Origin of the sequence: Pseudomonas sp. TJI-51 (assembly GCF_000190455.2) — a bacterium.
Lineage (GTDB): Bacteria > Pseudomonadota > Gammaproteobacteria > Pseudomonadales > Pseudomonadaceae > Aquipseudomonas > Aquipseudomonas juntendi.
Genome location: NZ_AEWE02000033.1, coordinates 1 through 26,296 on the forward strand (window position 1 = coordinate 1; position 26,296 = coordinate 26,296).

Genomic DNA, 26,296 nt, shown 5'->3' on the forward strand with positions numbered 1-26,296 from the left:
GCCGGTGCCAGACACCGCGTCGCCTGCTTCGCGGGCTTGCCCGCTCCCACAATGAATCGCGCAGGCTTTTCAAATTTTGAGAAAGACAGTTACTCCCACCAGGCACACCCTGCAGGGTGGAGGTGTGCCGCGATGGGCCGCCCCAGCGGCCCCAGGGCTTTACCCCTCCTGCGCCTCTTCGCGTCGATAAGCCCATTGGTACAACGCCGGCAATACCAGCAAGGTCAAGGCGGTCGAAGACAGGATTCCGCCAATCACCACGGTCGCCAACGGCCGCTGCACCTCAGCCCCGGTGCCCGTCGCCAAGGCCATGGGAATGAAGCCCAGTGACGCCACCAGCGCGGTCATCAGTACCGGCCGCAAACGGGTCAGCGCGCCCTCCTCGACCGCCGCACGCAGCGTTCGCCCCTGCTCACGCAAGCCGCGGATGAAGGCAATCATCACCAGGCCATTGAGCACGGCCACCCCCGACAGGGCAATGAAGCCCACGCCAGCGGAAATCGACAAGGGAATGTCGCGCAACCACAGGGCCAGGACGCCCCCTGTGAGGGCGAACGGAATTCCAGTGAACACCAGCAGGCCATCCCTGAGGTTGTTGAACATCATCAACAGCAACGCCATGACCAGCAGCAAGGCCACTGGCACCACCACTTGCAGGCGCTCGGCCGCCGATTGCAGCTGTTCGAACTGGCCACCCCAGCGTGTCCAGTACCCAGGCGGTATCGGCACCTGGCCGCGCAATACCTGCTCGGCCTCCTGCACGAACGAGCCCAGGTCGCGCCCCCGCACGTTGGCGCTGACCACCACCACCCGCTTGCCGTCTTCGCGGCTGACCTGGTTCGGCCCCAGTTGCAGGTCAAGGGTGGCCACCTGCGACAGCGGGATGAAGCCGATCTGCCCGGTGCCCGCAGCCCCACTGGCCGGCACCGGGATCAGCAGGCTGGCCAGCCCATCCACGTCGGTACGCAAGGTTTCCGACAGGCGCACCACCATATCGAACCGCCGGTCACCTTCATACAAGGTGCCCGCCTTGCGGCCGCCCACCGCGGTGGCGATGGCATCCTGCACATCGCCCACGTTCAGGCCATGGCGGGCGGCCTTGTCGCGGTCGATGTCGATGGTCAGCACCGGCAGGCCCGTGGTTTGCTCGACCTTCACCTCGGACGCACCGGGTACGCCCTGCAGGCTGCCGGCGATCTGTGCGGCAGTACGGTTGAGCACCTGCATGTCGTCACCGAACAGCTTCACCGCCACATCACTGCGCACACCGGAAATCAGCTCGTTGAAACGCAACTGGATCGGCTGCGACAACTCATAATTGCTGCCGGGAACACTGGCGGCGGCACGTTGCACGTCGGCGATCAGCGCCTCGCGTGACTTACCGGGGTCGACCCATTGCTCGCGCGGGCGCAACATCACATAGGCATCGGAAATATTCGGCGGCATCGGGTCGGCAGCGATCTCGGCGGTACCGGTACGGGCAAACACCCGCTCCACCTCGGGCACCTGGGCGATGATGGCCTGCTCCAGGCGCTGCTGCATGTCCACCGATTGCGACAGGCTGGTGCCCGGCACACGCAGGGCCTGCAGGGCAAAATCACCCTCGCTGAGGCTGGGGATGAATTCACTGCCCATGCGGCTGGCCATTACCCCGGACAACAGCACCAAGGCCGCTGCCCCGGCAAATGCACGCCGGCGCCGGCCCAGCACCCAGGCCAGCACCGGCGCATAACGCTGCCGCGCGGTGCGCATTACCAGGCCCTCTTCTTCCTTGACCTTGCCGGTGACGAACAGGGCGATCGCAGCGGGTACGAAGGTCACCGAAAGGAGCATCGCGCCAAGTAGGGCGATGACCACGGTGAAGGCCATGGGGTGGAACATCTTGCCTTCGACCCCGGTCAGGGCAAAGATCGGCAGGTACACCACCATGATGATCAACTGCCCGTAGATCAGTGGCCGCCGTGCTTCACGGGCGGCGGCAAACACCTCGTGCAAGCGCTCGCTGCGCGTCAGCATGCGGCCATGCCGTTGCTGGGCATGCGCCAGTCGGCGGATGGCGTTTTCCACGATCACCACCGCGCCGTCGACAATGATGCCGAAATCCAGCGCGCCCAGGCTCATCAGGTTGGCGCTGACCTTGTTGGCGAACATGCCCGTGAAGGTGAACAGCATCGACAACGGAATGACCATGGCGGTGATCAGTGCCGCGCGAATGTTCCCCAGGAACAGGAACAGCACGGCGATCACCAGAATGGCCCCCTCGATCAGGTTCTTCTTCACCGTGGCGATGGCCTTTTCCACCAGGTTGGTGCGGTCGTACACGGTCACCGCCGACACCCCTTTGGGCAGGCTGCGGTTGATCTCCACCAGCTTGGCAGCCACTGCCTGGGATACCGTGCGGCTGTTTTCGCCGATCAACATGAATACCGTGCCCAGCACCACCTCGCGGCCGTTTTCGGTCGCCGCCCCCGAGCGCAACGCCTCGCCAAGGCCTACCTGGGCAACGTGGCTGACGCGGATCGGGGTGCCGTCCACGCTGGAGATGACGATGTTGGCGATATCATCGGCCGAGGCCACCTGGCCAGGCGCGCGGATCAGCAACTGCTCGCCGTTACGTTCGATGTAACCCGCGCCGACGTTGGCGTTGTTACGCTCCAGCGCCGCGACCAGGTCGTTGAGGGTGAGCTTGTAGGCCGCCAGGCGCTTGGGGTCCGGCGCAATCAGGTACTGCTTGGCGTGCCCGCCAATGCTGTTGACCTCTGCCACCCCGGGCACGTTGCGCAACTGCGGCTTGATGATCCAGTCCTGGATCACGCGCAGGTCGGTTGCGCTGTAGGGGGTGCCGTCTTCCTTCAGGGCCCCCTCTTCGGCTTCCACCGTCCACAGAAAAATCTCCCCCAGCCCGGTGGAGATCGGCCCCATGCCAGCCTCGATGCCCTCGGGCAGTTGCTCGCGCGCCACTTGCAGGCGCTCGTTGACCAACTGGCGGGCGAAGAACAGGTCGGTGCCGTCCTCGAAGATCACCGTGACCTGTGACAACCCCGAGCGCGACAGCGAGCGCGTCTGCTTGAGCCCGGGCAGGCCGGCCATGGCGGTTTCGATGGCGAAGGTGATGCGCTGCTCGGTCTCCAGGGGCGAGTAACCGGGTGCGGCCGTGTTGATTTGCACCTGGACGTTGGTGATATCCGGTACGGCGTCGATCGGCAACTGCCGGTAGCTGTGAATACCCACCGCGGCCATCAGGACCACAGCCAGCATCACCACCAGGCGCTGCTCGATGGCAAATTGGATCAGGCGTTCGAACATGCAGGCGTACCCCTGGTCAATGGCTGTGCTCGGCCGAGCCTTTGCCCAGCTCCGACTTGAGAACGAAGCTGCCGGCGGCAGCCACCTGGGTTCCGGCGGCCAGGCCGCTGGTGATTTCCACCTGCCCGGCATCGCGACGGCCGGTGGTTACGGGTCGGGCCTCGAAGCCCTGCTCGGTACGGGCAAATACCACGGTCTGCGCGTCCAGGCTTTGCAGGGCGATTTCAGGCACCACTACCGCAGCCTCGAAACGTTCGATGCTGACCGCAACATTGACGAACAAACCGGGGCGCCAGGCGCCGTCAGGGTTGGCCAGGCTGGCACGGACGGTGGCGGCGCGGTTCTGTTCGCCGAGCAGGCTGCCAACGTAATTGACCTTGCCTTCGACCTGGGCCCCCAGGTCTGGCGCGCTGACCATGACCGCACGGCCGGTGCGTACCTTGTCCAACTCACGCGGTGCCACGGCGAAAGTCGCCCACACCCGGCTCAGGTCAGACAGGGTGAAGGCGTTGCTGGTCGCGTCGACCACCTCACCCACGCTCAGGTGTTTCTCCACGACCACGGCGTCGAACGGTGCGCGCAGTTCATAGCGGTTGCCGGCACCTGCCGGCCCCACCGCCGCGACCTTCTGCCGGGCATTGACCAAGGCTATTTCGGCCTCCTGCAGCGCCTGGCGCGCCTGCAGGTAATCCTGCTCGGCGCTGATGCGCTCCTGCCACAGCTGTTGTTCGCGGCGCAAGGTCAGGCGCGCCAGCTCAAGGCGGCGTTGGGCAGCCTGCTGCTCGCTGCGCAGGTCAGAGATCTGCTGGCTGGCGATTACCGCCAGCACCTGCCCGCGCTTGACCGCCTGGCCCAATTCGGCCTGGACTGCCTCGACCACACCCGGCACCCGCGGTACCACGTGGGCGGTGCGGTCCTCGTCAAAACGGATTTCACCGGGGAAGTTTATGGCTGTACCCAGCGCGCGCGGCCCGGCAGCAACCAACTGCACCCCGGCAGCTTCGATCTGGGCGATGGACAGGTGCACCTGCCCTTGTTCATCGTCGTGCTCTGTTTCTGCATGGCCTTCGGCGGCGTCCGCCTCGCCATGCTCATGGCTGTCTTCAGCTGGCTGGGCAGTGGCTGCCTGGCCGAGCGTACCGGTCCAGGCCAGGCCACCGAGGCCTAACGCGGCCAGGGTGGCTGCCAGAAGGGCCAACTTGCGTGGGTTAGTCATTGCTGCTCCTGCTGATCATTGGGTTGCCCAGGTCATCGAGGTCGCCGTAGATACGCTCGACCCGCGCGCGTGCATCGGCCGCCGTCGCCAGGGCCTCGAGGTACAGGCCACGGGCCTCGATCAGCGTGCGCTGGGCATCGAGTACATCGAGAAAAGCGAACTTGCCCATTTCGAAACCACGGGTGGCGGTGTCCACGGCTTGCTGTGCAGCCGGCAGGATGGTGCGGTCGTAGGCCGCCACCTCCTGCATGGCCGTGGCCCATTGGTCGACGGCGCTGCGGGTTTCGCTGCGCAAGCGCAGGGCCACGGCATTGCGCAAGTCACGCGCCTGGTCGGCACGGCGCGCAGCCGCCAGCACGTTGCCCTGGTTACGGTCGAACAACGGCAGCGGCATGGAGAGGCCAACCACGTTCACCCGCTCGCGCTCTTCGCGGCTGTACTGGCTGCCAAGGCTGACGGTGAGGTTGGGAATGCGCTGAGCCTTTTCCGTGCCCAACGCCGCATCGCCACGCTCGACCTGGGCGGCGGCCAGGCGCCACTCGACCGTTTGCTCGACGCGGGCGAGCAAGATGTCAGTACTGGGCGCGACCCCAGGCGAAAGGTTGGCCGCCTGCAAGCTGTCGAAGCTGGCCAGCGGGCTGCCGGTCAAACGCGCCAGGGCCTGGTAGGCCACGCTACGCTGGGTTTGCGCGCGGCGCAGTTGGGCCTCGGCCTGGGCCAGTTGCACCTGGGCGCGGGTGGCCTCCACGGGCGATGACTGGCCGGCAGTGACCCGCCCCTGCACCACCCGCAAGCCGCGGGCGGTCAAGGCCTGGGATTGCTGCGCCAGCTCCAGCGCGGTCTGTGCCCGCAAGGCGGCATGGAACGCCTGGACCACATCGGCACGCAGGCCATTGCGCTGGCGTTCCAGGTCAAGCTGGGCGATCGCCTGACCGACGCCGGCCGCGGCGATGCGTGCAGCACGCTTGCCGCCCAATTCCAGCGGCTGGCTGAGGGTGATGGTAGTGGTGCTGGTGTCCCGGCGCGTGTCCTCCACCTCCCACGCCAGCTCGGGGTTGGGCAGTAACCCGGCCTGGCGCCGCTCGCCGTCGGCAATGCCGATTTCGCGGCTGGTGGCAGCCAGTTCCGGGTTCTGGGCAAAAGCGGCGGCCAGCGCCTGGGGCAAGCTCAGGCGCTGGCTGGCGTGGGCGCTCGTAGCGCCAACCAGCAGCAGGCAGAGCAAGGCGAACTTGCGGGGGATGAGCACGGAACAGGTCCTCGTCGACGAAGGGTGGCGAGGGACTGTAGAGAAGGCTGGTTATCTGGGTGGTGGCATGAAAATTACAATTCTGTAAGGCGTGCAGCCTGTGCGCCAGCGCGCCTTGGCGGCGAACGCGGTTCGATAATCGCCCACTTTCCCAGCACGGCGGCTCCCCTCAATTGACGGAACTAACCAGTCAGTACAAAACTAGGCACATCCAACAACAACAAAGCGAAGCCCGTCATGACGCCCCTGATTCTCGTGCTCAACGGCCCCAACCTGAACATGCTGGGCACCCGAGAGCCGGCCCAGTATGGTTACGAAACCCTTGCCGACCTTGGTCAACACTGCGCCGACACTGCCAATGCCCACGGCCTGGAAGTCGAATTCCGGCAAACCAACCATGAAGGTGAACTGATCGACTGGATCCACGCCGCGCGCAATCGCTGCGCCGGTATCGTGATCAATCCAGGTGCCTGGACCCACACCTCGGTAGCCATTCGCGATGCGCTGGTGGCCAGCGAAGTACCGGTCATCGAAGTGCACCTGTCCAACGTGCACAAACGTGAACCGTTCCGCCACGTGTCGTTCGTTTCGTCGATCGCGGTCGGCGTCATCTGCGGCCTGGGAAGCCACGGCTACCGCATGGCCATCAGCTACTTCGCCGAACTGCTCAAGGAGCGTGCAGCATGAGCCAGCCTGCCATTCTTGCCGGCCTGATCGGCCGGGGTATCCAACTGTCGCGCACCCCGGCCCTGCACGAGCACGAAGGCGATGCCCAGGCCCTGCGCTATCTGTACCGGCTGATCGACGCAGACCAGTTGCAACTGGACGACAGCGCCCTGCCCGGCCTGCTCGACGCTGCGCAGCACACGGGTTTTACCGGCCTGAACATCACCTACCCGTTCAAGCAGGCGATCCTGCCGTTGCTCGACGAGCTGTCGGATGAAGCGCGCGGCATCGGCGCGGTCAACACCGTGGTACTCAAGGACGGCAAGCGGGTTGGCCACAACACCGATTGCCTGGGCTTTGCCGAAGGTTTGCGCCGCGGCCTGCCCGATGTGGCCCGCCGCAAGGTGGTGCAGATGGGGGCTGGCGGCGCGGGCTCGGCGGTGGCGCATGCCTTGCTGGGCGAAGGGGTTGAACAGCTGGTGTTGTTCGAAGTGGATACCGCCCGCGCTCAGGCACTGGTCGACAACCTGAATGCGCATTTCGGTGCGGGGCGGGCAATGCTTGGCGGTGACTTGGCCACGGCACTGGCCGATGCGGACGGGCTGGTCAACACCACCCCGGTCGGCATGGCCAAGCTACCCGGCACGCCGCTGCCAGTGGCGCTGCTGCATGCACGGCTGTGGGTGGCGGAGATCATCTACTTCCCGCTGGAAACCGAACTGCTGCGCGCTGCACGGGCGCTGGGCTGCCGCACACTGGACGGTAGCAACATGGCGGTGTTCCAGGCTGTGAAAGCATTCGAACTGTTCAGCGGCCGGCAGGCTGACGCCGCGCGGATGCAGGCACATTTCGCCAGCTTCTCCTGACTGAGCCAGGCCTGCGTGGCAACGGCCCTGAGCAAGCTCAGGGCCGCACCCGGTCAGTCTTCCAGCGGCTTGGGCGGGGCGGCAGGCTTGGCCGGTTTGGCAGGTTTGCTGTCCTTGGCCTTGGTTTGCGGTGCGGCCGCCACCGGCTCTGGTGCGGTTACCGCCTTCTCGCTCGCGGGCAGCGCATCGACTGCCTCGAAGATCACCTGGGGATCGAGGGCGGTGTTGTCTTCGTCATCCTTGAGCACATGCCGCTCACCATCCTTGCCCACCAGAATCACCTTGGTGCCTTTGCTCGCCCCCAGCTTCAGTTCGCGGATCAGCGCCATGGTGGTTTGCTGCTCGAGGTTCTTGTCCTCCCGTTTGCCCATCATTTGCGCCACGCTGTACAGCACCAGGCTGCGCTCCTTGAATTTTGCCTGGGTAGCCGGGTCTTCGAGCGCTTTGTTGAGCCCACGCAGGGTGGGGTCGGCGCTGCTCGGCGCAATGACCACCAATGGCCGCGCCTTGCCCAGTTCCTTGGCCAACGGTGCGTCACTGTCAGCGGCATGCAAAGGGCCGGCCAGCGCGAGCAGGGTGGCGAGGGTCAGTGAGCGGACGAGCATGCATATCTCCTTATTCTCTCGATAAACCAAAGACTACAGATCATGGAGAAAGATCCGACGCGGGAGCCTAAACCAACCGCCCATGGCGTGCTTGCCACAAAGGTAACTTCCGATTTCCGTGACCGGGCGGCGAGGCCTTTGCAAACATCGCCGCCTGCTCTGAGCATAGCGCATAGCCAGCGGCCGGCAGCGCTGCGCTGGCCGTTTTACCCCGTCGTGCTGTCGCCGGGCGCGTTTCTGTCCAGGGCTTCGAGGGTCAGTTGCAACAGCAGGGCATGCTCACGCTGCTGATTCCGAATCTGCAGCCGCTCGACCTGCGCTTCCTGGTTGCCCAGCGCCATCAGCCGCTCCAGTTCATCATGCATGTCCTGCGGCACTTGCAGGCGATCGGGGAAACTGCCCCGCAGGTAGTCCTGCCAGAAGCGTTGCCTGGAAAGGTATTCAGCCATGCCGTCGCGGGTCTGCGCTGCCAGCACGAAGGCACGCGCCGAACGAAGGTCGGTGTCCTGCAGCCGGGCAATATCGGTATACAACATCTCCCCGGGCTGGGCGGGTAAATCCAGGGCCGTGCGCAAGGCAACACGGTAAGCCAGGGCGAATTCGAGTGACTCACTGCCGGCCCCCAACCGGCGGGCATGTTCTGCCGCGAACTGATCGAGCAACGCCAAGCGCCATAACTGCCCGCCGAGCCACAACAAGCCCTGCTCCGGGGGGCGCCCACCCTGCTGGCGGCGCGTACGCCATATCATCAAGCGCACTTCCAGGTCAGCGAAACGGGCAGTGGCGTTGTCCTGGCAATCCGTCGCCGCGGCGTGCCTGAACAGCTCCAGCCGCAGCGCAGTGTCTTCACTCATGGCTTCGAACATTTCCAGTACCCGGGCTGCCAGCGCGCAAGCGGTGGAGGAAAACTTGAATGCGCCGGAGGTGGTCAGTACGGACAACGTCTTGAAGAAGTCGTCCGATACCTCATCGGCTTCCAGATGAACCCACAACGCGGCCATTTCATCGCGACGTTCTGCCGCCACCAGGTCCAGATAACGGAACCGATACGGCACGCGACTCGCCTCGAGCCAATGCCAGCTGGAAGACGCCTGCGATGCAGCCGCCAGCAGGTTGCCCGACAGTTCGACCCGGCCCGCGCGCCACAGGTGTGACTGATGCAGGTCGTCAGGCAGCACTGAAATACTGTTGCCACTGAGGTCCAGCGTGTGCAGTTGCGGCGCGTCCAGCGTGCCGTAGGGAAACTCCGGCAATTGCGTGCGTGACAGGTGCAAGGCGTTGAGCTCGGTCATGGCGAACACGGAAAATGCCCGGCGCAACGGGTTGTCCGAAAGGTTCAGGTACACCAGGGAGCGGCAACCGGCCAGGACCAGCGCCTGGCTTTCGTCGAGCGCGATCTGATTGCCTGACAGGTCGAGCACCTCCAGCCTTTGTGCCAGCATCTGAGGCAGCGGCAGGCGCCTGAGCCGGCAATTGGTGATTTCCAGGTTGCGCAAGTTGGGAAACGCCTGCAGGAAATCGTCGGGCACCTGCTCCAGCCGCATGGCGCGCAAGGCCAGTATGGACACGTGCGCGAAACTCACTTGGGCCGGCAGGCCAGGCAGTTGGCGCAAACGGCTGCGGGTCTGGGTCAGCATGAAGCGCCCGCCCTGCACAGATGCCTGGTCCTGCAACTCGGGGACGAGCAAGCGCCAGCAGTCGATCAAGCCTTTTCTGAATTCACGTCGGGCAGTCAATTCAGGTGTGGCAACAGCATTGAATACCCACCTGTCGAGGTGGCTATTGAGCTGTCGGTATTGCGCCTCAAGGCCGTTCAACCTGGCCCGGGCATCGGCTGACGCCAACCATTGGCCAACCTGCTCGTCGCTGAAGGCCGGGTACAGGTCGCGCAGGCGTGCCTGCAGCGCCCGCGGCCTGAGCCGCCCGAACGCAGCCCATAACCTGCCGCCGGCCATGGGGTAGCCAATGCGGCCGTCAGCGAGCCGTAGCGGTGCCACGAAGGCGCCACGGCGCTGGCCCATGCCAAGGGCGACCAGCACGGCTGGCCGCTGGTTGAAGGCAAGGTCTGCCAACGCCTGGCGCAGGGCGGGTGCGAACACAGCAGGCTGCCGGCTGGCCGCTCGTGCCTCGGCGTCATACGCCGCCGCCAGTGTTTCGAACAGCTCCCCGGCAGCACCGGCGTTGGGCTGGGCACGGTCGTGCAAGCGAAACACCCCATGCTGGTGCAGCAGATCGAAGGTTGGGCCCGCGCCTTCGATTGTCAGCAGCGGCTCGCTGGCCTCACCGTCGAACAATCGCCAGCCTGGCCCTCCGGCCCCCGGCACCTGCCCCAGCAGGTTCAGCACAACCCGCGCCAGATCGAGATTCTGTGGGGTATCGATGCGCAGCGCCTCAAAGACCCGCGCGGTTCGAATCCGCGTAACCTGCAGCCTGGCCGCCTCGGCCATGAACAGCGGCACGCGCCCGGTCTCTTGCAGGTGCTGCAGGTCGTCCTCGCTGGCATTGCGCATCACTTCCCTGGCCGCTAGGCGGTGCAGGCTGGCGAAGGCCCGTTGCAACGGGCAAGGGGTTTGCGGGCCGGTGTTGTGCTCCTCGTACATGGCTTGCAGCAGTTCCCGGCGCCCGGCCCAGGCCACTTCGGCCAGCGCGCGCCCGTGCAGGCCTGCCGCCCGGGGAAGGCTCAGCACCCGCGCCAGCAATTGCTGATCGGCGGTGGCGCCACCTTCGCGCAGTTGACCGACCAACGTGTGGATCCGCCCGGCGAACAGCAGCCGCTGCACCGTGTCAGCCAGCGCTGCCTCAGGTGCTCGGCCATACACATGCCATGCCCGCAAGTGCTGGTCGTCCAGCTCGTGGATGGCCAGCGCCTGGTCGATCTGCAGGTCATCGAGGTCGCTGTAGGGCTTGCCCAGGCGGCGGAACAGCTGGCGCGCGTCTGCCCATTCGGCGGGCTGCTCGCACCACAGCCGCCACGCACCGGCGCCATTGTGGCGGAGCAAGGGGGCATAGCCCTGGTAAGGGAGCAACTGCCATTGTTCATCGTTCTTGCGCCACGCCACTTCATACCAGTGACCGTCCATGCTGATCCAGCAGCGCTCGGCCAGGCGATACACCCCCTGCTCGTCCCGCACCGCGGTAGCCGGCGGGGTGCCACAACGGTAGGGTTCCAGGTCGGTGTTCCACAGTTTTTCCTCGCCACCTGGCAGCTGCGCCGGCACCAGTGGGTCTACCACGCTCCAGGCACGTCGCGCCGCCGCGACAACAGCAACGGTTGCACCGACGGTCAACAACCCTTTGCCCACATTCAGCAGGTGGGCCAGCGCAGCATTGCGTTCGTTCTGTTGCCAGTCACTGACCGCCTGGAAGCTTTGCTCAAGCAGTTCCCAGGCCATCACACCCAGCATCACCGCGCCAATTGCGGGCACGAAAAGCCCTGCGATGCCGAGCAGGGTTTGCCCTTCAGCCTGTAAACGGCGGGCATGCTCGGCCTGAGCCTGGCGATCGAACATCGCCACTGGCGGGGCGATGATCGCCGCGTCATCCTTGACCTGGCCAATCCAGTCATCAGCCAGGGCATCGAACAGCGGTAAACCATAGGCATGCGTCTGTTCATCAAGGCTGCGGGTCGCCCAGTGGGTGACATCGTCGAGCCGCTCACCCACGGCAGAGAAAAACCGCTGGCTGTCGCGACGGCGCACGAAGCGGCTGAAGAAACGCCGGTAGTCGTTCTTGCGCAAACGCTTGCCAAGCACCCGGCGGGCGTAGTGTTCCAGGTCGTTGCACACGCTCCAGGGGCCTGCGGGGTCGCCAGGTACATACACCAGGACGTACTTGCTGGTGTTGTAGAACGTCCCCTCGGCAATGACATCCAGCACCACGATCTGCTGCATGCGGCAACCAAACAGTTCCAGCCGGCGGACGCTGACCGGCGATCCCGCGAGGGTGCCAAGCGTGTCATGCATGCACAGTTGCACCACCCAGTGCAGCTGGGCCGCGCTCAACACGCCCTGTGCGCGGGCCGCAAGCGCATCGGCCAGCATGCCATAGCGTTGGCGGCGAACCAGAAGCTCACGCACGCTTGGCTGAAAAACACCCGCCAGGTGCGCCTGGTACTGCTGGCCAAGGTCCAGCGTGCGGCACAGCCTGACGAAGGCCGTTGCCGATAGCTCAGTACGCGTGGCGCCCAGCGCATCCACCAGGCAATTCTTGCGGGGCTGATCATGCTGTTCGGCCTCGGTGAAGTTGCCCAGCGCTGCCTCCAGCAGCGGCGTATCGTAGTAATCGCTGTCGGCGACTGGCAGCCGACCGGTCACATAACTGATGGTCGGCGACGTGAAGTAATACCATTGCCGCAGGCACACGCGGTCGGCATCCAGGGTGCCAAACCGGGCCAGCGCCTGCTGCAGCAAAGGCCGGCTGAAATCATCCAGGTTGCGCACCTGTGCCAGGGCTTGCGTCAGCCCTTCCCGGCAAGCCAGCAACTGCGACAGTGCCTGGCTCAGCAGCCGGTAGTCGGCCACCGTCAGCTTCGCCATCCAGGCCGGCAGCCGCTGTGCAATGTAATGGTCCTGGCAGGCTTGCGCGATGGCAAGCGCGTCGACCGCATTCGAAGGTGAAGTGGATTTGCCCTGCATCTGTGCCTCCGCGATGGCGTTGAGGCTAGAGTTTGTGCAGGTTCAGGGCATGCCGACGGCTAGCTATCTACTACCCGTTCAGAACAGCAGCAGTTGATGGTCGATCAGCCGCGCGAAGTCGTCGCCGACAAAAGGCAGGATGGCATCAGCCACCGGCTGCAACTGCCGGCTGATGTAATGATCATGGTCGATGGGGGCTTGCAGGTTTTCCAGCGGCTCTGGGCCTGCGGTGGTGATCACATAGCTGATCCAGCCGCCGCGCTGGTATTGCAGCGGGCGGCCCAGGCGCTTGTTGTAGTCGTCGGCCAGGCGTGCGGCACGCACATGGGGCGGGACATTGCGCTGATAGTCGGCCAGGGGTCGCCGCAAGCGCTTGCGATAGACCAGCAGCTCGTCGTTCTCACCCGCCAGCGTGCGCTGTACATAGTCACACAGGTAATCACGGTACGGCTCACCACGAAACACGCGTGCGTAGAGTTCCTGCTGAAACTGCCGGGCCAGCGGTGACCAGTCGGTGCGCACCGATTCCAGGCCCTTGAACACCATTTCTTCTGTGCCATCAGCCCGCTGCCTGAGCCCGGCGTAGCGTTTCTTGCTGCCCTCGTCGGTACCACGGATGGTGGGCATCAGGAAACGCCGGTAATGCACCTCGAACTGAAGCTCGAGGGCGCAATCCAGGTCCATGCTTTCGCGCAGGTGCGTTTGCCACCACTGGTTGACCTCGGCCACCAGCTCGCGACCGATGCGCACCGCGTCTTCCTCGGCATGGGCACCCTTGAGCCAGACGAAGGTGGAGTCGGTATCGCCATAGATCACGTCGAAACCCCGGGCCTCGATCAGCGCCCGGGTCTGGTGCATGATCTGGTGCCCACGCAAGGTGATGGACGAGGCCAGCCGGGGGTCGAAGAAGCGGCAACCGCTGGAACCCAGCACACCGTAGAACGCGTTCATGATGATCTTCAGTGCCTGGGACAACGGCGAGTTACCCTCGCGTTTGGCCGCCTCCCTGCCCTGCCACACACGCTCGACGATGGCCGGCAGGCAATGCTGGCTGCGGGAAAAGCGCCCGCCACGGAAACCCTCCACCGAGTGCTCATCGTCAGGACGGTGCAAACCTTCCACCAGGCCCACCGGATCGATCAGGAAGGTGCGAATGATCGAGGGGTACAGGCTTTTGTAATCCAGGACCAGTACCGAGTCGTACAAACCTGGGCGCGAGTCCATGACGAAGCCGCCGGGGCTGGCTTCGTCCGGCCGGCTGCCCAGGTTGGGCGCCACGTACCCCAGGCGGTGCATATGCGGAATGTACAAGTGGCAAAACGCGGCGACCGACCCGCCGCTGCGGTCCACCGCCAGGCCGGTAACCGATGAGCGTTCCAGCAGGAACTCGAGCAGGCGGGTGTGGGCGAAGATCCGCGTCACCAGCTCACAGTCCTTCAGGTTGTACCGCGCCAGGGCCGGTTTGTCTTCGGCGAAGCGCCGGTTGATTTCGTCCATGCGCTGGTAGGGTGTGTCGATGGCTTTGCCTTCGCCGAGCAGCGTCTGGGCGACGTTTTCGAGGCTGAACGATGGGAAACTCCAGGTGGCCGAGCGCAGCGCCTCGATGCCATCGATCAACAAGCGCCCCGGGGCGTCGGCGAATACGTGGCCACCGCCGCCCTGGCTTCGCAAGGTCATGGCTGCGCCTCTGCGCCCCAAGGCCAGCGCTACCTGCAACGCCTTGGCGTGCTCATGCAGCACGCGCAGGTCGAACTGGATCAGGTTCCAGCCAATAATCGCGTCGGGGTCGTGCAGCGCCATCCACTGGTTCAGGCACACCAGCAGCTCGGCGCGGTCGGCGCAGTAGTGCAGATCGAAGTCCACCCCCGCCGGGTCGCCGTTGGGTTTGCCAAGCATGTACACCTGACGCTGGCCACAGCCCTCCAGGGCAATGCTGTACAACTCCCCACGCTCGCTGGTTTCGATGTCCAGCGACACCAGGCGCAGCGGTGGGCGGTAACCTGCCAGCGGCCTGAGCTGAGCTTCGCAGAGCACGCCCTGTGCATCAGGCTTGCCAGTGAACTGCACGGGGGCGGTGATGAAGCGCTCCATCAGGTAGCGTTCGGGCGGGCGAATGTCGGCTTCGAAAACGTCGATGCCGGCGTTGCGCAGGCGTTGCTCCAGTTGCATCAGCTGCCGGTGCTGGCGGCAATACAGCCCCATGACCGGGCGCTGCTCGAAGTCCTTCAACTGCAAGGGCTTGAGCTGTACACCTGGCTCTTTGGCCAACAACACCCGGGCATGTTCAGCCTGCGCCAGCGGGATGAAAGCCACCGAGTCCTGAGGGGCAAGGCGTAATTGCCGGGGCCCCTGATCGGTAGCCAGCCAGAATTCCACGCAGGTCCCTTCGGGCGTGTCATGCCAATGCCGGGTCAGGACGAAGCCCTGCTGCAATTCCACCGCATCTACCTCTGAAGCGTATGATCAGGTGCTGATTCTACCGCTACCGGCACTGCCAGCGGTGGCTGGGCAGCCGCTGCAGGCGCCACCCGGCCCCTTGTAGCCCGTCACTGGAACCGGTACGCCAAACCCGCCCCCGCGTACCATGAGCGCCCAGGCGCGGCCTCGTAGTAACGCCCATTGCTGTCGCCGACGATCACCGACCCTACATATTGCCGGTCGAACAGGTTGTCCAGGCGCACCAGCTGGTGGAATGTCCACGGGCCGACATGCTGCTCGAAGCGCGTACGCCAATTGAACACGGCATAGGCCGGCGCCGCCTTGGCAGCGTTGCTGTCGTCGACATACACCTTGCTGCGGTACTGCCCTTCCAGGCCCATGCTGACCGCCGCCACCGGCTTCCACAGCACCTCGCCATACAGGTTGTCCTGGGGCACACCTGGCAGGCGGTTGCCACGTGCGATGGCCTGGCTGACGTTTTCGGCATAGCGCGCGTCGGTGCGGGTGTACACCACAGTGGCCTGCCACTGGTCGTTCCAATCCTGCTGCAGGCGGGCCTCGAAGCCACGCCGAAGGGTACGCCCGGCATTGCGATAGCTGGTTCGGCCGTCCGTCGCACGGTCCACAACAATTTCGTCTTCGGTCTGGATCTGGTAGACGGCGGCGTCCAGCCGCGTGCGCTCGCTCAGCCGGTACTTCAGGCCCGTTTCATACTGCATGCTGGTGGCAGGCTCGAGCCCGAAGTTGAAGCGTTCGTCCGCTCCCGGTGCATAGGCCATCTCGGCCTGCGTGGGGGTTTCGAAGCCTTTGCCGACACTCACGTAACCACGCAAATCAGGGGTGAAGGCGTACATCACAGACAGCGAAGGGGTGGCTTGCTGATACCGTTTGGAGCCGCTGGCGTCACCGTTGGCCAGGTAATGGTCATCGACGCGCATGTTCATGCTGCTGTAGCGCAAGCCCAGCTCGCTGGTCCAGTTACCGATTTCCCAGTGCGCCTGAAGGTAAGGGTCCAGGCTGGTGGCGGTGTCCTGCTCGTCACGTCGCAACTCGCCTTTCACACCCAACTGGTCAGCGCTGAAGTTCTGGTAGCCACGGCGGTCATCCTTGCTCTGGTCGTAATCGGCGCCAAGGGTCAGGGTGAGATTGCCGGGCACCTGGGCAACCGGCTGGATCCAGCGCAGCGTACCGCCCTGGAACTGCCGATCGAAGTCGACCACGCCACCCCGCGCTGGCTGTTCGAGACCACCGTCTTGGGAATGGACAGGTACTGCACCACCCGGCGCTGCCCGGCGTACAGGTTCAGCTGCAACGTGGCGTCACCTACGTAGCGCTCATAGTTCATGCCCAACTGCTGGTGGTCGATGCTCTTGCGCGTGTCATAGGTTTGCGCCACTGCCGCGCTGGAGCGCGGGTCGTGCTTGTAGGCTTCCCAGGTCTGCCCCAGAGGGTCCTGGGTGCCGTTCTGTTCCAGGCTGCTGTAGATCAGTGCCAGGCGCGATTCGCTATCCGGCTTGAAATGGACCTTGCCGAAGGTCTGGTCACGGCGCGCCGCGCTGTGGTCACGGTAGCCGTCGGTGTCCATGCGCGACGCATCCAGCAGGAAACCGGCCGTGTCGTTACCGCCCTCGGCGCTCAGGTGGTTCTTGTTGAAACCGTCGCTGCCGAAGGTGGTTTCGGCACCTATCTGGGCAGGGCCCTGGCCGTCGCGGCTGAACATCTGGATAACCCCACCGGCGTTGCTGCCGTACAGGGTGGCGGCCGGGCCGCGCAACACCTCGATGCGCTCGGCCACATCCAGGTTGAGCGTGGCCGCTTGCCCTTGACCGTCGGGAGTACTGGCCGGGATCCCATCGCTGATCAGCTTGATGCCCCGCACCCCGAAGGCCGAGCGGGCGCCGTAGCCTCGCGAAGAAACCTGCAGGTCCTGGGCGTAGTTCTGGCGGTTCTGCACCACCAGCCCTGGCACCTTGCCCAGCACTTCCGACAGGTTGACGCCCAACTGGCCGTCAGTGCCACGGGACAAGTCGATAGTATCGACCGAGAACGGCAGGTCGAACGTACGGGTGGGCAGGTAGGCACCGCTCACCACCAGCGGCTCGATCACCACGGCGGTGGGGGCATCGGCCCAGGCATCGTCAAGCGCACCAAAGTCGCCGGCAATCAGCAGGACCAGGCCTGTAGAGGTAGGAAAACGAGAAAGAAATCGATACATGCGCAGCTTCCGAAAATGACCGCCATTACACCAGACCCGCACCGACAGTGCGAACCCTCTGGCCAGCCTCGCCGGATTTTCCCTGACAAGCTGTTGCGAAATTGCTTACGCTGAAATACTGTACGCACATACAGCACAACAAGGATATTCCTGTGTCCAGCACCGCCTCCGCCACCCCAAGCAGCTACGTTCAGCTGGGTGTTCGCATCCAGAAGATAATCAACAGCCCCACCGCCCAACGCAGCCGCGCCGCGCTGATCTTCCGCCTGGAACAGGAAAGCCCGGACGACTGGGAAACCCTGCTCGGGGAAATTGCCGAGAACGACAACGTCACCCTTGCCCACCGTGACGATGGCGGCGTGCAGATTTTCTGGACGGTGCCGAAGGAAGACTGACCAGGCATGAGCGCTGCGCTTTTCGCTGCTACCGGCCTGCGCCTGCTGTGCCGCCCAGGGGAGCACGATCAGGTCAAGGTCAAGACAGCCGCTCAAACAACGGCAAACCATTCACCTGCGGCCGAGCGAATAGATACCCTTGCATCAAATCAATTCCCAGCGCCGCCAGTGCTTGGCACTCTTCGTCAGTCTCGATCCCCTCGGCAATCAGCGTAATGCCCAACCGCTCGGCCACCAATACGATACCGGCGACGATGGCTTGGCGAACCACATCCTGGTTGACCCCCCGAGTGAGAGCCATATCCAGCTTGAGCACAGCCGGCTGAAATTCTGCGAGCAGATTCAGCCCTGAGTAACCCGAGCCAAAATCATCTATTGCAGTGGTGAAGCCCTGTCGCTCGTACTCCTTGAAGATCGACTTCAAGTGCTCGGTGTCCTCGATCCGCTCGCCTTCGGTCACTTCGAACATCAGCAGATTGGCGGGGAAGTCGAATGTGACTGTGGCCTCCAAGGTAGCCCGGATGCAGGTGCTGGCACGGTAGACGGCATTGGGCAGAAAATTGATGCTCAATTTACAGTCTTTCTGGCGTCCCAAGCCCAGACCAGCCGCTTGCTCGATAGCCTTCACGCGGCAGGCCTGATCAAAGCGGTACAGGTTGTCGGGAGTTACCTTGGCCAAAATTTGCGCAGCGCTTTCACCGTTCACACCGCGAACCAGTGCCTCGTAGGCGAACGGCCTGCCTGAAGGCACATGGATTATGGGCTGGAACGCCATGGTAATGTCGAAACCCAGGCTAGCGAGGTCACGACATTGGGAGCAGCCAATCGCTAGAAAGGGCTGGGGGAACACTGGCTTGCTCATGGGCTATGTCGAGGTCACGGAGTATGGCGGTTCAGAATGCTTGAATCTGCATCTTATGCCAAGTCAACCTCAAGGCTTGCGGCTGAACTAACGAAGTGCCTGCAGGTAAGCGCTGGCCTCGCGATAGCGCGCCAGCCGCGCCAGGTCGGCAGGGCCTGGGCAGGGAATACGCGAAAGGTCACTGTTGTCGGCCAGGTCAGCCAGTTTGACCGTGCGCGCCAGCGGGTCGTCGCCCAGGCGCACGACAAAGTCCTGATAAGCTTCGCCTTCACGCCGGCTGAGCGCCAGCAGGGCTGCGAGAATTTTCAGCGCGAAGCCCTCCCGCGCCAGGTCGGAGAGGGTCAGCGGGGTATCCTCGATCACATCGTGGAGCACCGCAACAATGCGCTGTTCCGGTGTGGCAACCCGCAGCATCACACGCAAAGGGTGAAGGATATACGCCGCCCCACCCTTGTCGTATTGCCCTTCATGCGCCCTGGCGGCCACGGCTATGGCCCGCTCCAGTGTCGACATCAGGCGCCCCCCATTTCAGCCTCTCCCTACCCAAGCATAGCCAATGCTGGGCGCAAGGTGCCTATCATGCGCCTTGGGAGCGGGTTGGCCGCGCAGGTCAGCGCGCTGCGCCGTGCTGGATGACCACCGAGTCGGTGCCCAATTTGGCCATGACTTCATCGCGACGGGCCTGCGCCTCTTCGCGAGTAGGGAACGGCCCCATCAGCACCACCGGCTTGCCATCGCGGTATTCCACCGACGACGGGATGCCCTTTTCGATCAGGCGGGCCGTCATGTCGCTGAGCGCGCCCATGTTGGCGCCCTGCACCACCTCCACATCCCAGCCTTCGGGTGCCGGCTGGTCGGCCAGCGCTTCGGCGCGACGCTGCAGGTCGGCACCGCCGCACAGTTCGCGGATACGCAGGTTGTTGCCGGTCTCGTCCACGATAATGTCGTACTGGCCATCGCGCTTGAACGCCACGTAGCTGCGGTAGGCCTCGTACTGCCCGGCATCGTCCTTGCCACGGACCTGGCCGCAGATGGTGCCCTGGGTGTCGATCCGCACGTTGCCGAACTTGGCCGTTTTGGGGTTGTGCAAGTGTTCAGCCACCTGCTTGTGCACGCCCTCGACCTCGTTCTCACAGCCCGCCAGGGCGAGCACTGCCATTACTACAGCCAGTTTACGCACGCATGTACCTCCCGTTTCGAAGGGGCGGATTCTAGCATGCTGCGCGCTGGCCGAAGCGTGACCAAAGGTTACAGGCTGCTTCACGCGCACATGCAAAAAGGGCGATCATTGCTGATCGCCCTTTCTGGAATTTGGTAGGCACAATTGGACTCGAACCAACGACCCCCACCATGTCAAGGTGGTGCTCTAACCAACTGAGCTATGTGCCTGTCGTGTGGTGCGCATCTTAGTGATCAAGTGCGCACCTGTAAAGCGTTTTTTTCAGAAAAATCAAAAACTTTCGCAGTTTCCCGGTGTTGCAGCCAACCGACGGAAAAACCAATGAAAAAAGGGGTGACCCTTGCGGATCACCCCTTCTTCGATTTGGTAGGCACAATTGGACTCGAACCAACGACCCCCACCATGTCAAGGTGGTGCTCTAACCAACTGAGCTATGTGCCTGTCGTGTGGTGCGCATTCTACGCAATTGGAAAAGCCTGTCAACACTTTTTTTCGCGCTAAGCTACTGAATCTAAACCTCTTTATAGAGAAGGGTCGCTTGCGACTGTGGGAGGGATTTTCAACAGACGACTAGCGGGTGTTTATTATTATTGATAGCATCGCTACATTCGTTAAAAATATAAAACACGAGGTTCCTGCAGCATGGCTAACACCCCCTACCCCCAGTCCTACTACGCCGCCTCGGCCAACCCGGTGCCGCCACGTCCGGCGCTGCAGGGTGAGGTGGAAACCGATGTATGCATCATCGGCGCCGGCTACACCGGCCTGTCCAGCGCCCTGTTCCTGCTGGAGAACGGCTTCAAGGTGAGCATCGTCGAAGCCGCCAAGGTCGGCTTCGGTGCCTCGGGCCGCAACGGTGGCCAGATCGTCAACAGCTACAGCCGCGACATCGACGTGATCGAACGCACTGTGGGCCCTAAACAGGCCCAACTGCTGGGCCACATGGCCTTCGAAGGCGGGCGTATCATTCGCGAGCGCGTGGCCAAGTACAACATTCAGTGCGACTTGAAGGACGGCGGCGTTTTCGCCGCGCTCACCAGCAAGCAGATGGGCCACCTGGAATCGCAAAAGCGCCTGTGGGAGCGCTTCGGCCACAACCAGCTGGAGCTGATGGACCAGAAGCGCATCCGCGAGGTGGTGGCCTGCGACAGCTACGTCGGCGGCATGCTCGACATGAGCGGCGGTCACATCCACCCGCTGAACCTGGCGCTGGGCGAAGCAGCAGCGGTCGAGTCGCTTGGCGGCATCATCTATGAGCAAACCCCGGCCGTGCGCATCGAGCGCGGCGCCAACCCCGTGGTGCATACCCCACAGGGCAAGGTCCGCGCCAAGTTCATCATCGTCGCTGGCAACGCCTACCTGGGCAACCTGGTGCCAGAGCTGGCCGCCAAATCCATGCCATGCGGCACCCAGGTGATCACCACCGAACCCCTGGGCGAAGAGCTGGCGCGCACCCTGCTGCCGCAGGACTACTGCGTGGAAGATTGCAACTACCTGCTCGACTATTACCGCCTGACCAGCGACAAGCGCCTGATCTTCGGCGGTGGCGTGGTGTACGGCGCACGTGACCCGGCCAACATCGAAGCGATCATCCGCCCGAAGATGCTCAAGGCCTTCCCGCAACTGAAGAACGTGAAAATCGACTACGCCTGGACCGGCAACTTCCTGCTGACCCTGTCGCGCCTGCCACAGGTAGGTCGCATCGGCGACAACATCTATTACTCCCAGGGGTGCTCGGGCCACGGCGTGACCTATACCCACCTGGCGGGCAAGGTGCTGGCCGAAGCCCTGCGCGGCCAGGCCGAGCGTTTCGACGCTTTCGCCGGCCTGCCGCACTACCCGTTCCCAGGCGGCCAGATGCTGCGCGTGCCGTTCAGCGCTATCGGTGCCTGGTACTACAGCCTGCGCGACCGCCTGGGCTTCTGATGTAGCGGGCCTCCTCGGGGCGGGACCCGCTCCTCCATGGGGCTGTGCGGTGCGCACACGCTCCGTGGAGGGTCGGGTCTGCCTGCGAAAAGGCCATGATGGGAACGATCATTTGTTCAGGCTGTTCACCGCCTGCTTCGCCGCGATTTCCTGCCCCGCCCGCGACAACTCTTCCGCCGCCTGCAACCAGCGCTGCCTATCCACTTCAGCCGGCAATTGCCGTGGCGGCTGCACCAGCACTGCCCAACTGCCCTGCTCCGCCCACGCCGAAGCGAACGCGTCGAATGCCATCATGTGCCGGCGGTGCATGCCCGAGCGCAGCAGTACCCGCTGCTTGTAGCGGTCATAACCGATCAGCACCGCATAGCGCGGCTCGCCCCACCAGGCGGAACCGTCTTCGTAGCGCAAGAGTACCGGGTTGCCCGCCGCCACTTGGGTCAACAGCGCATCCAGTTGCTTGTCCAGGCGGTACACCACCATGCCGTAATCCCGCGCCACGCTAGGGATGGCGGTACCCAGTGCGTCGGCACCCTGTGGCAGGTTCAGGGGCTTGTCCAGCAGCCCCGGGGTAATCGGTGCCCCCTGTTGCGACAACACTGCTGCCAGGGCCATGGCGCCGCTATGGTTGGCGTTGCCCCGGTAGAACGGCACGCTGCTGATTTCGACCCGTTGCGGCAGGCCTTTGAGATTGGCGGGCGGCGCGCTGGCACAGCCCGCCAGGCTGGCTGCCACGATGAAGGCCGACAGCAGCCACCGGGCGCTCTTGAAGGAGGATTGCTGCATGGACACTCGCTTGTTCCAACGCCGGGCAGGCAGCGCCCAGCTCTGGCCACTGATCATAGGTCCGACGACGGCGCGGGTATAGTCCGACAGCGGCTTGGAGCGAATCGGACTCAGAGATAGACCTTTGTTCGATGGAACGTCCCAGGCGAAAGGCTAGACTAAAGCAGTGTCTGGAACGCAAACGCCGGTCAATCTGGCGTTTGCCGCAGCGATGGAGGCACAGATGAGCCTGACCCTGGCAATCCTCATGCTGGTCGGCATGTGGCTGAGCGTCGCAGCCGCCATGCTATGGGGTGTACTACGTATCGTGCGGCGTCATGCACAGCCCAATCAACAACCGCCGCAGGTGCCGGCCAAAACCCGGCACGTACAGCGCGCACGGCGGCCTGCGGGCGTGCACTGACCGTGCAGCATTCAGCAGCCAAACGGGGCGCAAAGCGCCCCGCTGCCCACCGTCAATGCTCAGCTGCCTCACGCTTGAGCCGCGCCCTGCGTGCGAGAATGTTGAGGATCTCGATCGCGGTGGAGAACGCCATCGCAGCGTACACGTAGCCTTTGGGCACATGGGCACCAAACCCTTCGGCAATCAGCGTCATACCGATCATGATCAGGAAGCCCAGGGCCAGCATCACGACGGTCGGGTTGTCGTTGATGAAGTTGGCCAGTGGGTCGGCCGCGACCATCATCACGATCACGGCAGTGATGACGGCGATTATCATGATCGGCAGGTGCTCGGTCATGCCCACGGCGGTGATGATGCTGTCTACCGAGAACACGATATCCAGCAGCAGGATCTGGAAGATCGCCGCAGCGAAGCCCAAGGTCACCGTGGAGCCCACCTTGGCCTCTTCCTTGGCACCGTGCGGGTCGACGTTTTCGTGAATTTCCTTGGTAGCCTTCCACAACAGGAACAGGCCACCCGCAATCAGGATCATGTCTTTCCACGAGAACGCATTGCCGAACACTTCGAATACAGGGTCGGTCAGCTGGACGATCCAGGCCACCGTGCTGAGCAACGCCAGGCGCATGATCAGGGCCATGCTGATGCCAATGCGTCGCGCCTTGGAACGGTACGCCACCGGCAACTTGTTGGTCAGGATCGAGATGAAGATCAGGTTGTCGATGCCCAGTACGATTTCCATGGCCACCAGCGTAGCCAGGGCAATCCAGGCGGTAGGGCTAGCGGCGAGTTCCAGCAGATATTCCATTGTTCACATCCTGCAACGGCGGTTGGGGTCAGATTTCCTGGCTTTTTTCGTTCTTTTCAGCTTGCACGGGCTTCTGCCCTTCACTGCCAATGGCTTCGCTCAGCGCCCGCTGGGCGGCCTTGTTGGTGTCGTCGATGGCCTGCTTGGCCGATTGAGCAGCTTGGTCGAGCATCTGCTGGGCGGACTTCTCGGCCTGGTCGCAACCAGCCAGGGCAAACAGCGCCAGGGCCAGTACCAGCGGCGTGCCGATGGATTTCAAGTGCAGCATGGGTTCCTCGCTTGTGGTGACTTCAGCAGCGCACGAGGCGCCTGATAACGAAGGATTCTAGACACGCCGATACATCAGGAAAATTCGTATTTTCAACGGTTATACTTCGGGTTTTACGAATCGGGAAAACAGCGTGCTCAACTACCGCCAGTTGCACTACTTCTGGGCAGTGGCCAGGACCGGCAGCATCGCCCGCGCCAGCGAACAGCTGAACCTGACCCCGCAAACCATCAGCGGGCAAATCAGCCTGTTTGAACACACCTACGGCCTGGAGTTGTTCCAGCGCGTGGGGCGGCAGCTGGAGCTGACCGAAACCGGCCGCCAGACGCTGGCTTATGCCGAACAGATGTTCCAGCTTGGTGGCGAACTGGAGGCCATGCTGCGTGCCGGGCCACAGGAGCAGATCCTGTTCCGCGTGGGCGTAGCCGATGTGGTACCCAAGTCCATCGTCTATCGCCTGCTGGCCCCGACCATGGAGCTGGACGACGTGCTGCGCATCAATTGCCGCGAAGACAAGCTCGAACGGCTGCTCGGCGACCTGGCCATCCAGCGCCTGGACCTGGTGATTTCCGACAGCCCCATGCCGAACAACCTGGATATCAAGGGCTACAGCCAGAAGCTTGGCGAATGCGGCCTGAGTTTTTTTGCCACCCCTGCATTGGCCAAGCGCTACCCGGGTGCCTTTCCTGCCTGCTTGCAGGACGCCCCCCTGCTGATTCCCGGCCAGGAAACCGTGGTGCGCAGCCGCTTGCTGCGGTGGCTGGGCGAGCAGCAGGTGCAGCCCCGCATTGTCGGCGAGTTCGATGACAGCGCATTGATGCAGGCCTTCGGCCAGTCGGGCAGCGGCATCTTCGTTGCACCCAGTGTGATCGCCGAGGAAGTGTGCCGACAGTACGGCGTGCAACTGATCGGGCAGACCGAGGCTGTGCATGAGTCGTTCTATGCCATTTCGGTGGAGCGCAAGGTCAAGCACCCGGGGATCGTGGCGATTACCGAGGGGGCACGGCGAGAGCTGTTCCACTGGTGACCGGGCTGGTTCGCACGGCCTCGCCTGCATTCGCTTGCGGGGCGGCACTGGCCGCGAAACGTGCCGGGCCGCCCGGCAAGGCTCTGTGCTAAAGTCCCGCCCTTTACAGAATCCGAGATAACGCTGCACATGACCTCTGTTTTCCGCCTCCTCAACCGTACCAGCCTGGTGACGCAGATCGTCATCGGCTTGCTCGCCGGTATCGCCCTGGCCCTGCTGGCCCCCAGCGTGGCCGGCGACCTGGCCTTCCTCGGCAAGGTCTTCGTCAGTGCCCTCAAGGCAGTGGCACCTGTACTGGTATTCATTCTGGTCATGGCTTCGATCGCCAACCACCGGCATGGCCAGGAAACCCACATTCGCCCGATCCTGTGGCTTTACCTGCTGGGCACTTTCGCCGCGGCATTGGTGGCCGTGATCGCCAGCACGCTGTTCCCCTCATCATTGGTGCTCAGCACCGGCGAAGCCACGCTCAGCGCACCGGGCGGCATTACCGAGGTACTGCAGAACCTGTTGCTGAGCGCGGTCGACAACCCGATCAACGCCCTGCTCAACGCCAATTTCATCGGCGTGCTGACCTGGGCCGTGGGCCTGGGCGTGGCCTTGCGCCATGCGGGCGACACCACGCGCACCGTGGTCGAGGACCTGTCCAACGGTGTCACCCTGATCGTGCGTGTAGTCATCCGCTTTGCCCCGCTGGGCATCTTCGGCCTGGTCAGCGCGACCTTGGCTCAATCCGGCCTGAACGCCTTGCTCGGCTACCTGCACCTGCTGGCAGTGCTGATCGGCAGCATGCTGTTCGTGGCGCTGGTGATGAACCCGCTGATCGTGTACTGGAAAATCCGCCGCAACCCGTTCCCGCTGACCTTGCTGTGCCTGCGCGAAAGCGGCATCACCGCGTTCTTCACCCGTAGTTCGGCGGCCAATATCCCGGTCAACCTGGCACTGTCAGAGCGCCTTGGCTTGCATGAAGACACCTATTCGGTGTCGATCCCGCTGGGTGCCACCATCAACATGGCCGGTGCGGCGATCACCATCACCGTGCTGACGCTGGCCGCAGTGCATACCCTGGGTATCCCGGTCGACCTGCCGACAGCGTTGCTGCTCAGCGTGGTGGCAGCCGTCTGTGCCTGCGGTGCCTCCGGCGTGGCAGGGGGGTCGCTGCTGCTGATTCCGCTGGCGTGCAGCCTGTTCGGCATCCCCAGCGAAATTGCCATGCAGGTGGTTGCGGTGGGCTTCATCATCGGGGTGTTGCAGGATTCGGCGGAGACCGCGCTGAACTCCTCCACCGATGTGCTGTTCACGGCCGCGGCGTGCCTGGCTGAAGAGCGGCGTAGCGTCTAATGTCGGTCAGTCAAGCGATTGGGGCCGCTTTGCGGCCCATCGCCGGCAAGCCGGGCTCCCACAGGAGCAGTGCAGACCTCAAGCTTAGCGCGGTCCTGTGGGAGATTCTATGG

Annotated in this window: 19 protein-coding genes, 2 tRNA genes and 1 pseudogene; 7 read left to right on the forward strand and 15 right to left on the reverse strand. The window is 63.7% G+C overall.

Annotation, left to right across the window (positions count from 1 at the left end):
* Nucleotides 1-159: 159 nt before the first annotated feature.
* The 3 genes from G1E_RS07495 to G1E_RS07505 are packed head-to-tail and all read right to left on the reverse strand — an operon-like array spanning nt 160 to nt 5,768.
* Nucleotides 160-3,306 (reverse strand): efflux RND transporter permease subunit, encoded by a 3,147-nt coding sequence (locus G1E_RS07495; protein WP_009682791.1) that lies wholly within the window; start codon nt 3,304-3,306, stop codon nt 160-162.
* Nucleotides 3,307-3,322: 16 nt separating this feature from the next.
* Nucleotides 3,323-4,522, reverse strand: a complete 1,200-nt coding sequence (locus G1E_RS07500; protein WP_009682790.1) for an efflux RND transporter periplasmic adaptor subunit — start codon at nt 4,520-4,522, stop codon at nt 3,323-3,325.
* Nucleotides 4,515-5,768 (reverse strand): TolC family protein, encoded by a 1,254-nt coding sequence (locus G1E_RS07505; RefSeq protein WP_009682789.1) that lies wholly within the window; start codon nt 5,766-5,768, stop codon nt 4,515-4,517. The genes G1E_RS07500 and G1E_RS07505 overlap by 8 nt, the downstream gene beginning before the upstream one ends.
* A gap of 237 nt (nt 5,769-6,005) precedes the next feature.
* Between G1E_RS07505 and aroQ the strand changes: the two genes are divergently transcribed.
* The gene (gene aroQ / locus G1E_RS07510; protein ID WP_009682787.1) at nt 6,006-6,455 is read left to right on the forward strand and encodes a type II 3-dehydroquinate dehydratase; all 450 of its coding nucleotides are present in this window, start codon (nt 6,006-6,008) and stop codon (nt 6,453-6,455) included.
* Nucleotides 6,452-7,300: a shikimate dehydrogenase gene (locus G1E_RS07515; RefSeq protein ID WP_009682786.1), complete on the forward strand. Its 849-nt coding sequence runs from the start codon at nt 6,452-6,454 to the stop codon at nt 7,298-7,300. The genes aroQ and G1E_RS07515 overlap by 4 nt, the downstream gene beginning before the upstream one ends.
* 53 nt (nt 7,301-7,353) lie before the next feature.
* On the opposite strand, the gene G1E_RS07520 is transcribed toward G1E_RS07515, so the two are convergent.
* From G1E_RS07520 to G1E_RS07535, 4 genes and pseudogenes are all read right to left on the reverse strand, one after another.
* On the reverse strand, nt 7,354-7,905 hold the full coding sequence (locus G1E_RS07520; RefSeq protein ID WP_009682785.1) for a DUF4174 domain-containing protein: 552 nt from the start codon (nt 7,903-7,905) through the stop codon (nt 7,354-7,356).
* A gap of 206 nt (nt 7,906-8,111) precedes the next feature.
* A complete protein-coding gene (locus tag G1E_RS07525) occupies nt 8,112-12,539 on the reverse strand; it encodes an NEL-type E3 ubiquitin ligase domain-containing protein (RefSeq protein WP_047149734.1) in 4,428 nt (1,475 codons plus the stop codon).
* A 78-nt stretch (nt 12,540-12,617) separates the two neighbouring features.
* Nucleotides 12,618-14,978: a DNA polymerase II gene (locus G1E_RS07530; protein ID WP_009682782.1), complete on the reverse strand. Its 2,361-nt coding sequence runs from the start codon at nt 14,976-14,978 to the stop codon at nt 12,618-12,620.
* Between the two features lie 107 nt (nt 14,979-15,085).
* Nucleotides 15,086-17,193, reverse strand: a pseudogene (locus G1E_RS07535) (TonB-dependent receptor family protein).
* 152 nt (nt 17,194-17,345) lie between these two features.
* Here G1E_RS07535 and G1E_RS07540 point away from each other — a divergent pair.
* Nucleotides 17,346-17,588, forward strand: coding sequence for a DUF1654 domain-containing protein (locus G1E_RS07540; protein ID WP_009682781.1), 243 nt, complete (start codon nt 17,346-17,348; stop codon nt 17,586-17,588).
* Between the two features lie 79 nt (nt 17,589-17,667).
* Here the strand turns inward: G1E_RS07540 and G1E_RS07545 are convergent, their stop codons facing one another.
* The 5 genes from G1E_RS07545 to G1E_RS07565 all read right to left on the reverse strand — a co-directional run bounded on the left by G1E_RS07545 (nt 17,668) and on the right by G1E_RS07565 (nt 20,071).
* Nucleotides 17,668-18,450 carry an EAL domain-containing protein gene (locus G1E_RS07545; RefSeq protein WP_009682780.1) on the reverse strand — a complete coding sequence of 261 codons (783 nt, stop codon included), beginning with the start codon at nt 18,448-18,450 and terminating at the stop codon, nt 17,668-17,670.
* 87 nt (nt 18,451-18,537) lie between these two features.
* Nucleotides 18,538-18,963, reverse strand: a complete 426-nt coding sequence (locus tag G1E_RS07550; RefSeq protein ID WP_009682779.1) for a hypothetical protein — start codon at nt 18,961-18,963, stop codon at nt 18,538-18,540.
* Nucleotides 18,964-19,060: 97 nt separating this feature from the next.
* Nucleotides 19,061-19,630 (reverse strand): SPOR domain-containing protein, encoded by a 570-nt coding sequence (locus tag G1E_RS07555; protein ID WP_029884966.1) that lies wholly within the window; start codon nt 19,628-19,630, stop codon nt 19,061-19,063.
* Between the two features lie 132 nt (nt 19,631-19,762).
* Nucleotides 19,763-19,839, reverse strand: a tRNA-Val gene (locus G1E_RS07560).
* A 155-nt stretch (nt 19,840-19,994) separates the two neighbouring features.
* Nucleotides 19,995-20,071 (reverse strand) — tRNA-Val (locus G1E_RS07565).
* A 201-nt stretch (nt 20,072-20,272) separates the two neighbouring features.
* On the opposite strand from G1E_RS07565, the gene G1E_RS07570 reads away from it, so the two are divergent.
* Nucleotides 20,273-21,556 (forward strand): FAD-binding oxidoreductase, encoded by a 1,284-nt coding sequence (locus tag G1E_RS07570; RefSeq protein ID WP_009682777.1) that lies wholly within the window; start codon nt 20,273-20,275, stop codon nt 21,554-21,556.
* Nucleotides 21,557-21,664: 108 nt separating this feature from the next.
* Here the strand turns inward: G1E_RS07570 and G1E_RS07575 are convergent, their stop codons facing one another.
* A complete protein-coding gene (locus tag G1E_RS07575; protein ID WP_047149735.1) occupies nt 21,665-22,396 on the reverse strand; it encodes a peptidase C39 family protein in 732 nt (243 codons plus the stop codon).
* 166 nt (nt 22,397-22,562) lie between these two features.
* Between G1E_RS07575 and G1E_RS07580 the strand changes: the two genes are divergently transcribed.
* Nucleotides 22,563-22,742 (forward strand): hypothetical protein, encoded by a 180-nt coding sequence (locus G1E_RS07580; RefSeq protein ID WP_009682774.1) that lies wholly within the window; start codon nt 22,563-22,565, stop codon nt 22,740-22,742.
* 52 nt (nt 22,743-22,794) lie between these two features.
* Here the strand turns inward: G1E_RS07580 and G1E_RS07585 are convergent, their stop codons facing one another.
* Together G1E_RS07585 and G1E_RS07590 are read right to left on the reverse strand one after the other, a co-directional pair.
* Complete coding sequence (locus G1E_RS07585; protein ID WP_009682773.1) at nt 22,795-23,547, reverse strand: TerC family protein; 753 nt, start codon at nt 23,545-23,547, stop codon at nt 22,795-22,797.
* A gap of 28 nt (nt 23,548-23,575) precedes the next feature.
* A complete protein-coding gene (locus G1E_RS07590; RefSeq protein ID WP_009682772.1) occupies nt 23,576-23,815 on the reverse strand; it encodes a hypothetical protein in 240 nt (79 codons plus the stop codon).
* Between the two features lie 133 nt (nt 23,816-23,948).
* On the opposite strand from G1E_RS07590, the gene nhaR reads away from it, so the two are divergent.
* Both nhaR and sstT read left to right on the forward strand, forming a co-directional pair.
* Nucleotides 23,949-24,842: a transcriptional activator NhaR gene (gene nhaR / locus G1E_RS07595; protein ID WP_009682771.1), complete on the forward strand. Its 894-nt coding sequence runs from the start codon at nt 23,949-23,951 to the stop codon at nt 24,840-24,842.
* Nucleotides 24,843-24,971: 129 nt separating this feature from the next.
* Nucleotides 24,972-26,183, forward strand: a complete 1,212-nt coding sequence (gene sstT, locus G1E_RS07600) for a serine/threonine transporter SstT (protein WP_009682770.1) — start codon at nt 24,972-24,974, stop codon at nt 26,181-26,183.
* Nucleotides 26,184-26,296 lie beyond the last annotated feature (113 nt).

Bases quoted from the DNA above. Each gene is read 5' to 3' on its own strand.
- G1E_RS07495 (WP_009682791.1), bottom strand. From the start codon at position 3,306: ATGTTCGAACGCCTGATCCAATTTGCCATCGAGCAGCGCCTGGTGGTG.
- G1E_RS07500 (WP_009682790.1), bottom strand. From the start codon at position 4,522: ATGACTAACCCACGCAAGTTGGCCCTTCTGGCAGCCACCCTGGCCGCG.
- aroQ (WP_009682787.1), top strand. From the start codon at position 6,006: ATGACGCCCCTGATTCTCGTGCTCAACGGCCCCAACCTGAACATGCTG.
- G1E_RS07515 (WP_009682786.1), top strand. From the start codon at position 6,452: ATGAGCCAGCCTGCCATTCTTGCCGGCCTGATCGGCCGGGGTATCCAA.
- G1E_RS07520 (WP_009682785.1), bottom strand. From the start codon at position 7,905: ATGCTCGTCCGCTCACTGACCCTCGCCACCCTGCTCGCGCTGGCCGGC.
- G1E_RS07525 (WP_047149734.1), bottom strand. From the start codon at position 12,539: ATGCAGGGCAAATCCACTTCACCTTCGAATGCGGTCGACGCGCTTGCC.
- G1E_RS07545 (WP_009682780.1), bottom strand. From the start codon at position 18,450: ATGAGCAAGCCAGTGTTCCCCCAGCCCTTTCTAGCGATTGGCTGCTCC.
- G1E_RS07550 (WP_009682779.1), bottom strand. From the start codon at position 18,963: ATGTCGACACTGGAGCGGGCCATAGCCGTGGCCGCCAGGGCGCATGAA.
- G1E_RS07570 (WP_009682777.1), top strand. From the start codon at position 20,273: ATGGCTAACACCCCCTACCCCCAGTCCTACTACGCCGCCTCGGCCAAC.
- G1E_RS07575 (WP_047149735.1), bottom strand. From the start codon at position 22,396: ATGATCAGTGGCCAGAGCTGGGCGCTGCCTGCCCGGCGTTGGAACAAG.
- G1E_RS07580 (WP_009682774.1), top strand. From the start codon at position 22,563: ATGAGCCTGACCCTGGCAATCCTCATGCTGGTCGGCATGTGGCTGAGC.
- G1E_RS07585 (WP_009682773.1), bottom strand. From the start codon at position 23,547: ATGGAATATCTGCTGGAACTCGCCGCTAGCCCTACCGCCTGGATTGCC.
- G1E_RS07590 (WP_009682772.1), bottom strand. From the start codon at position 23,815: ATGCTGCACTTGAAATCCATCGGCACGCCGCTGGTACTGGCCCTGGCG.
- sstT (WP_009682770.1), top strand. From the start codon at position 24,972: ATGACCTCTGTTTTCCGCCTCCTCAACCGTACCAGCCTGGTGACGCAG.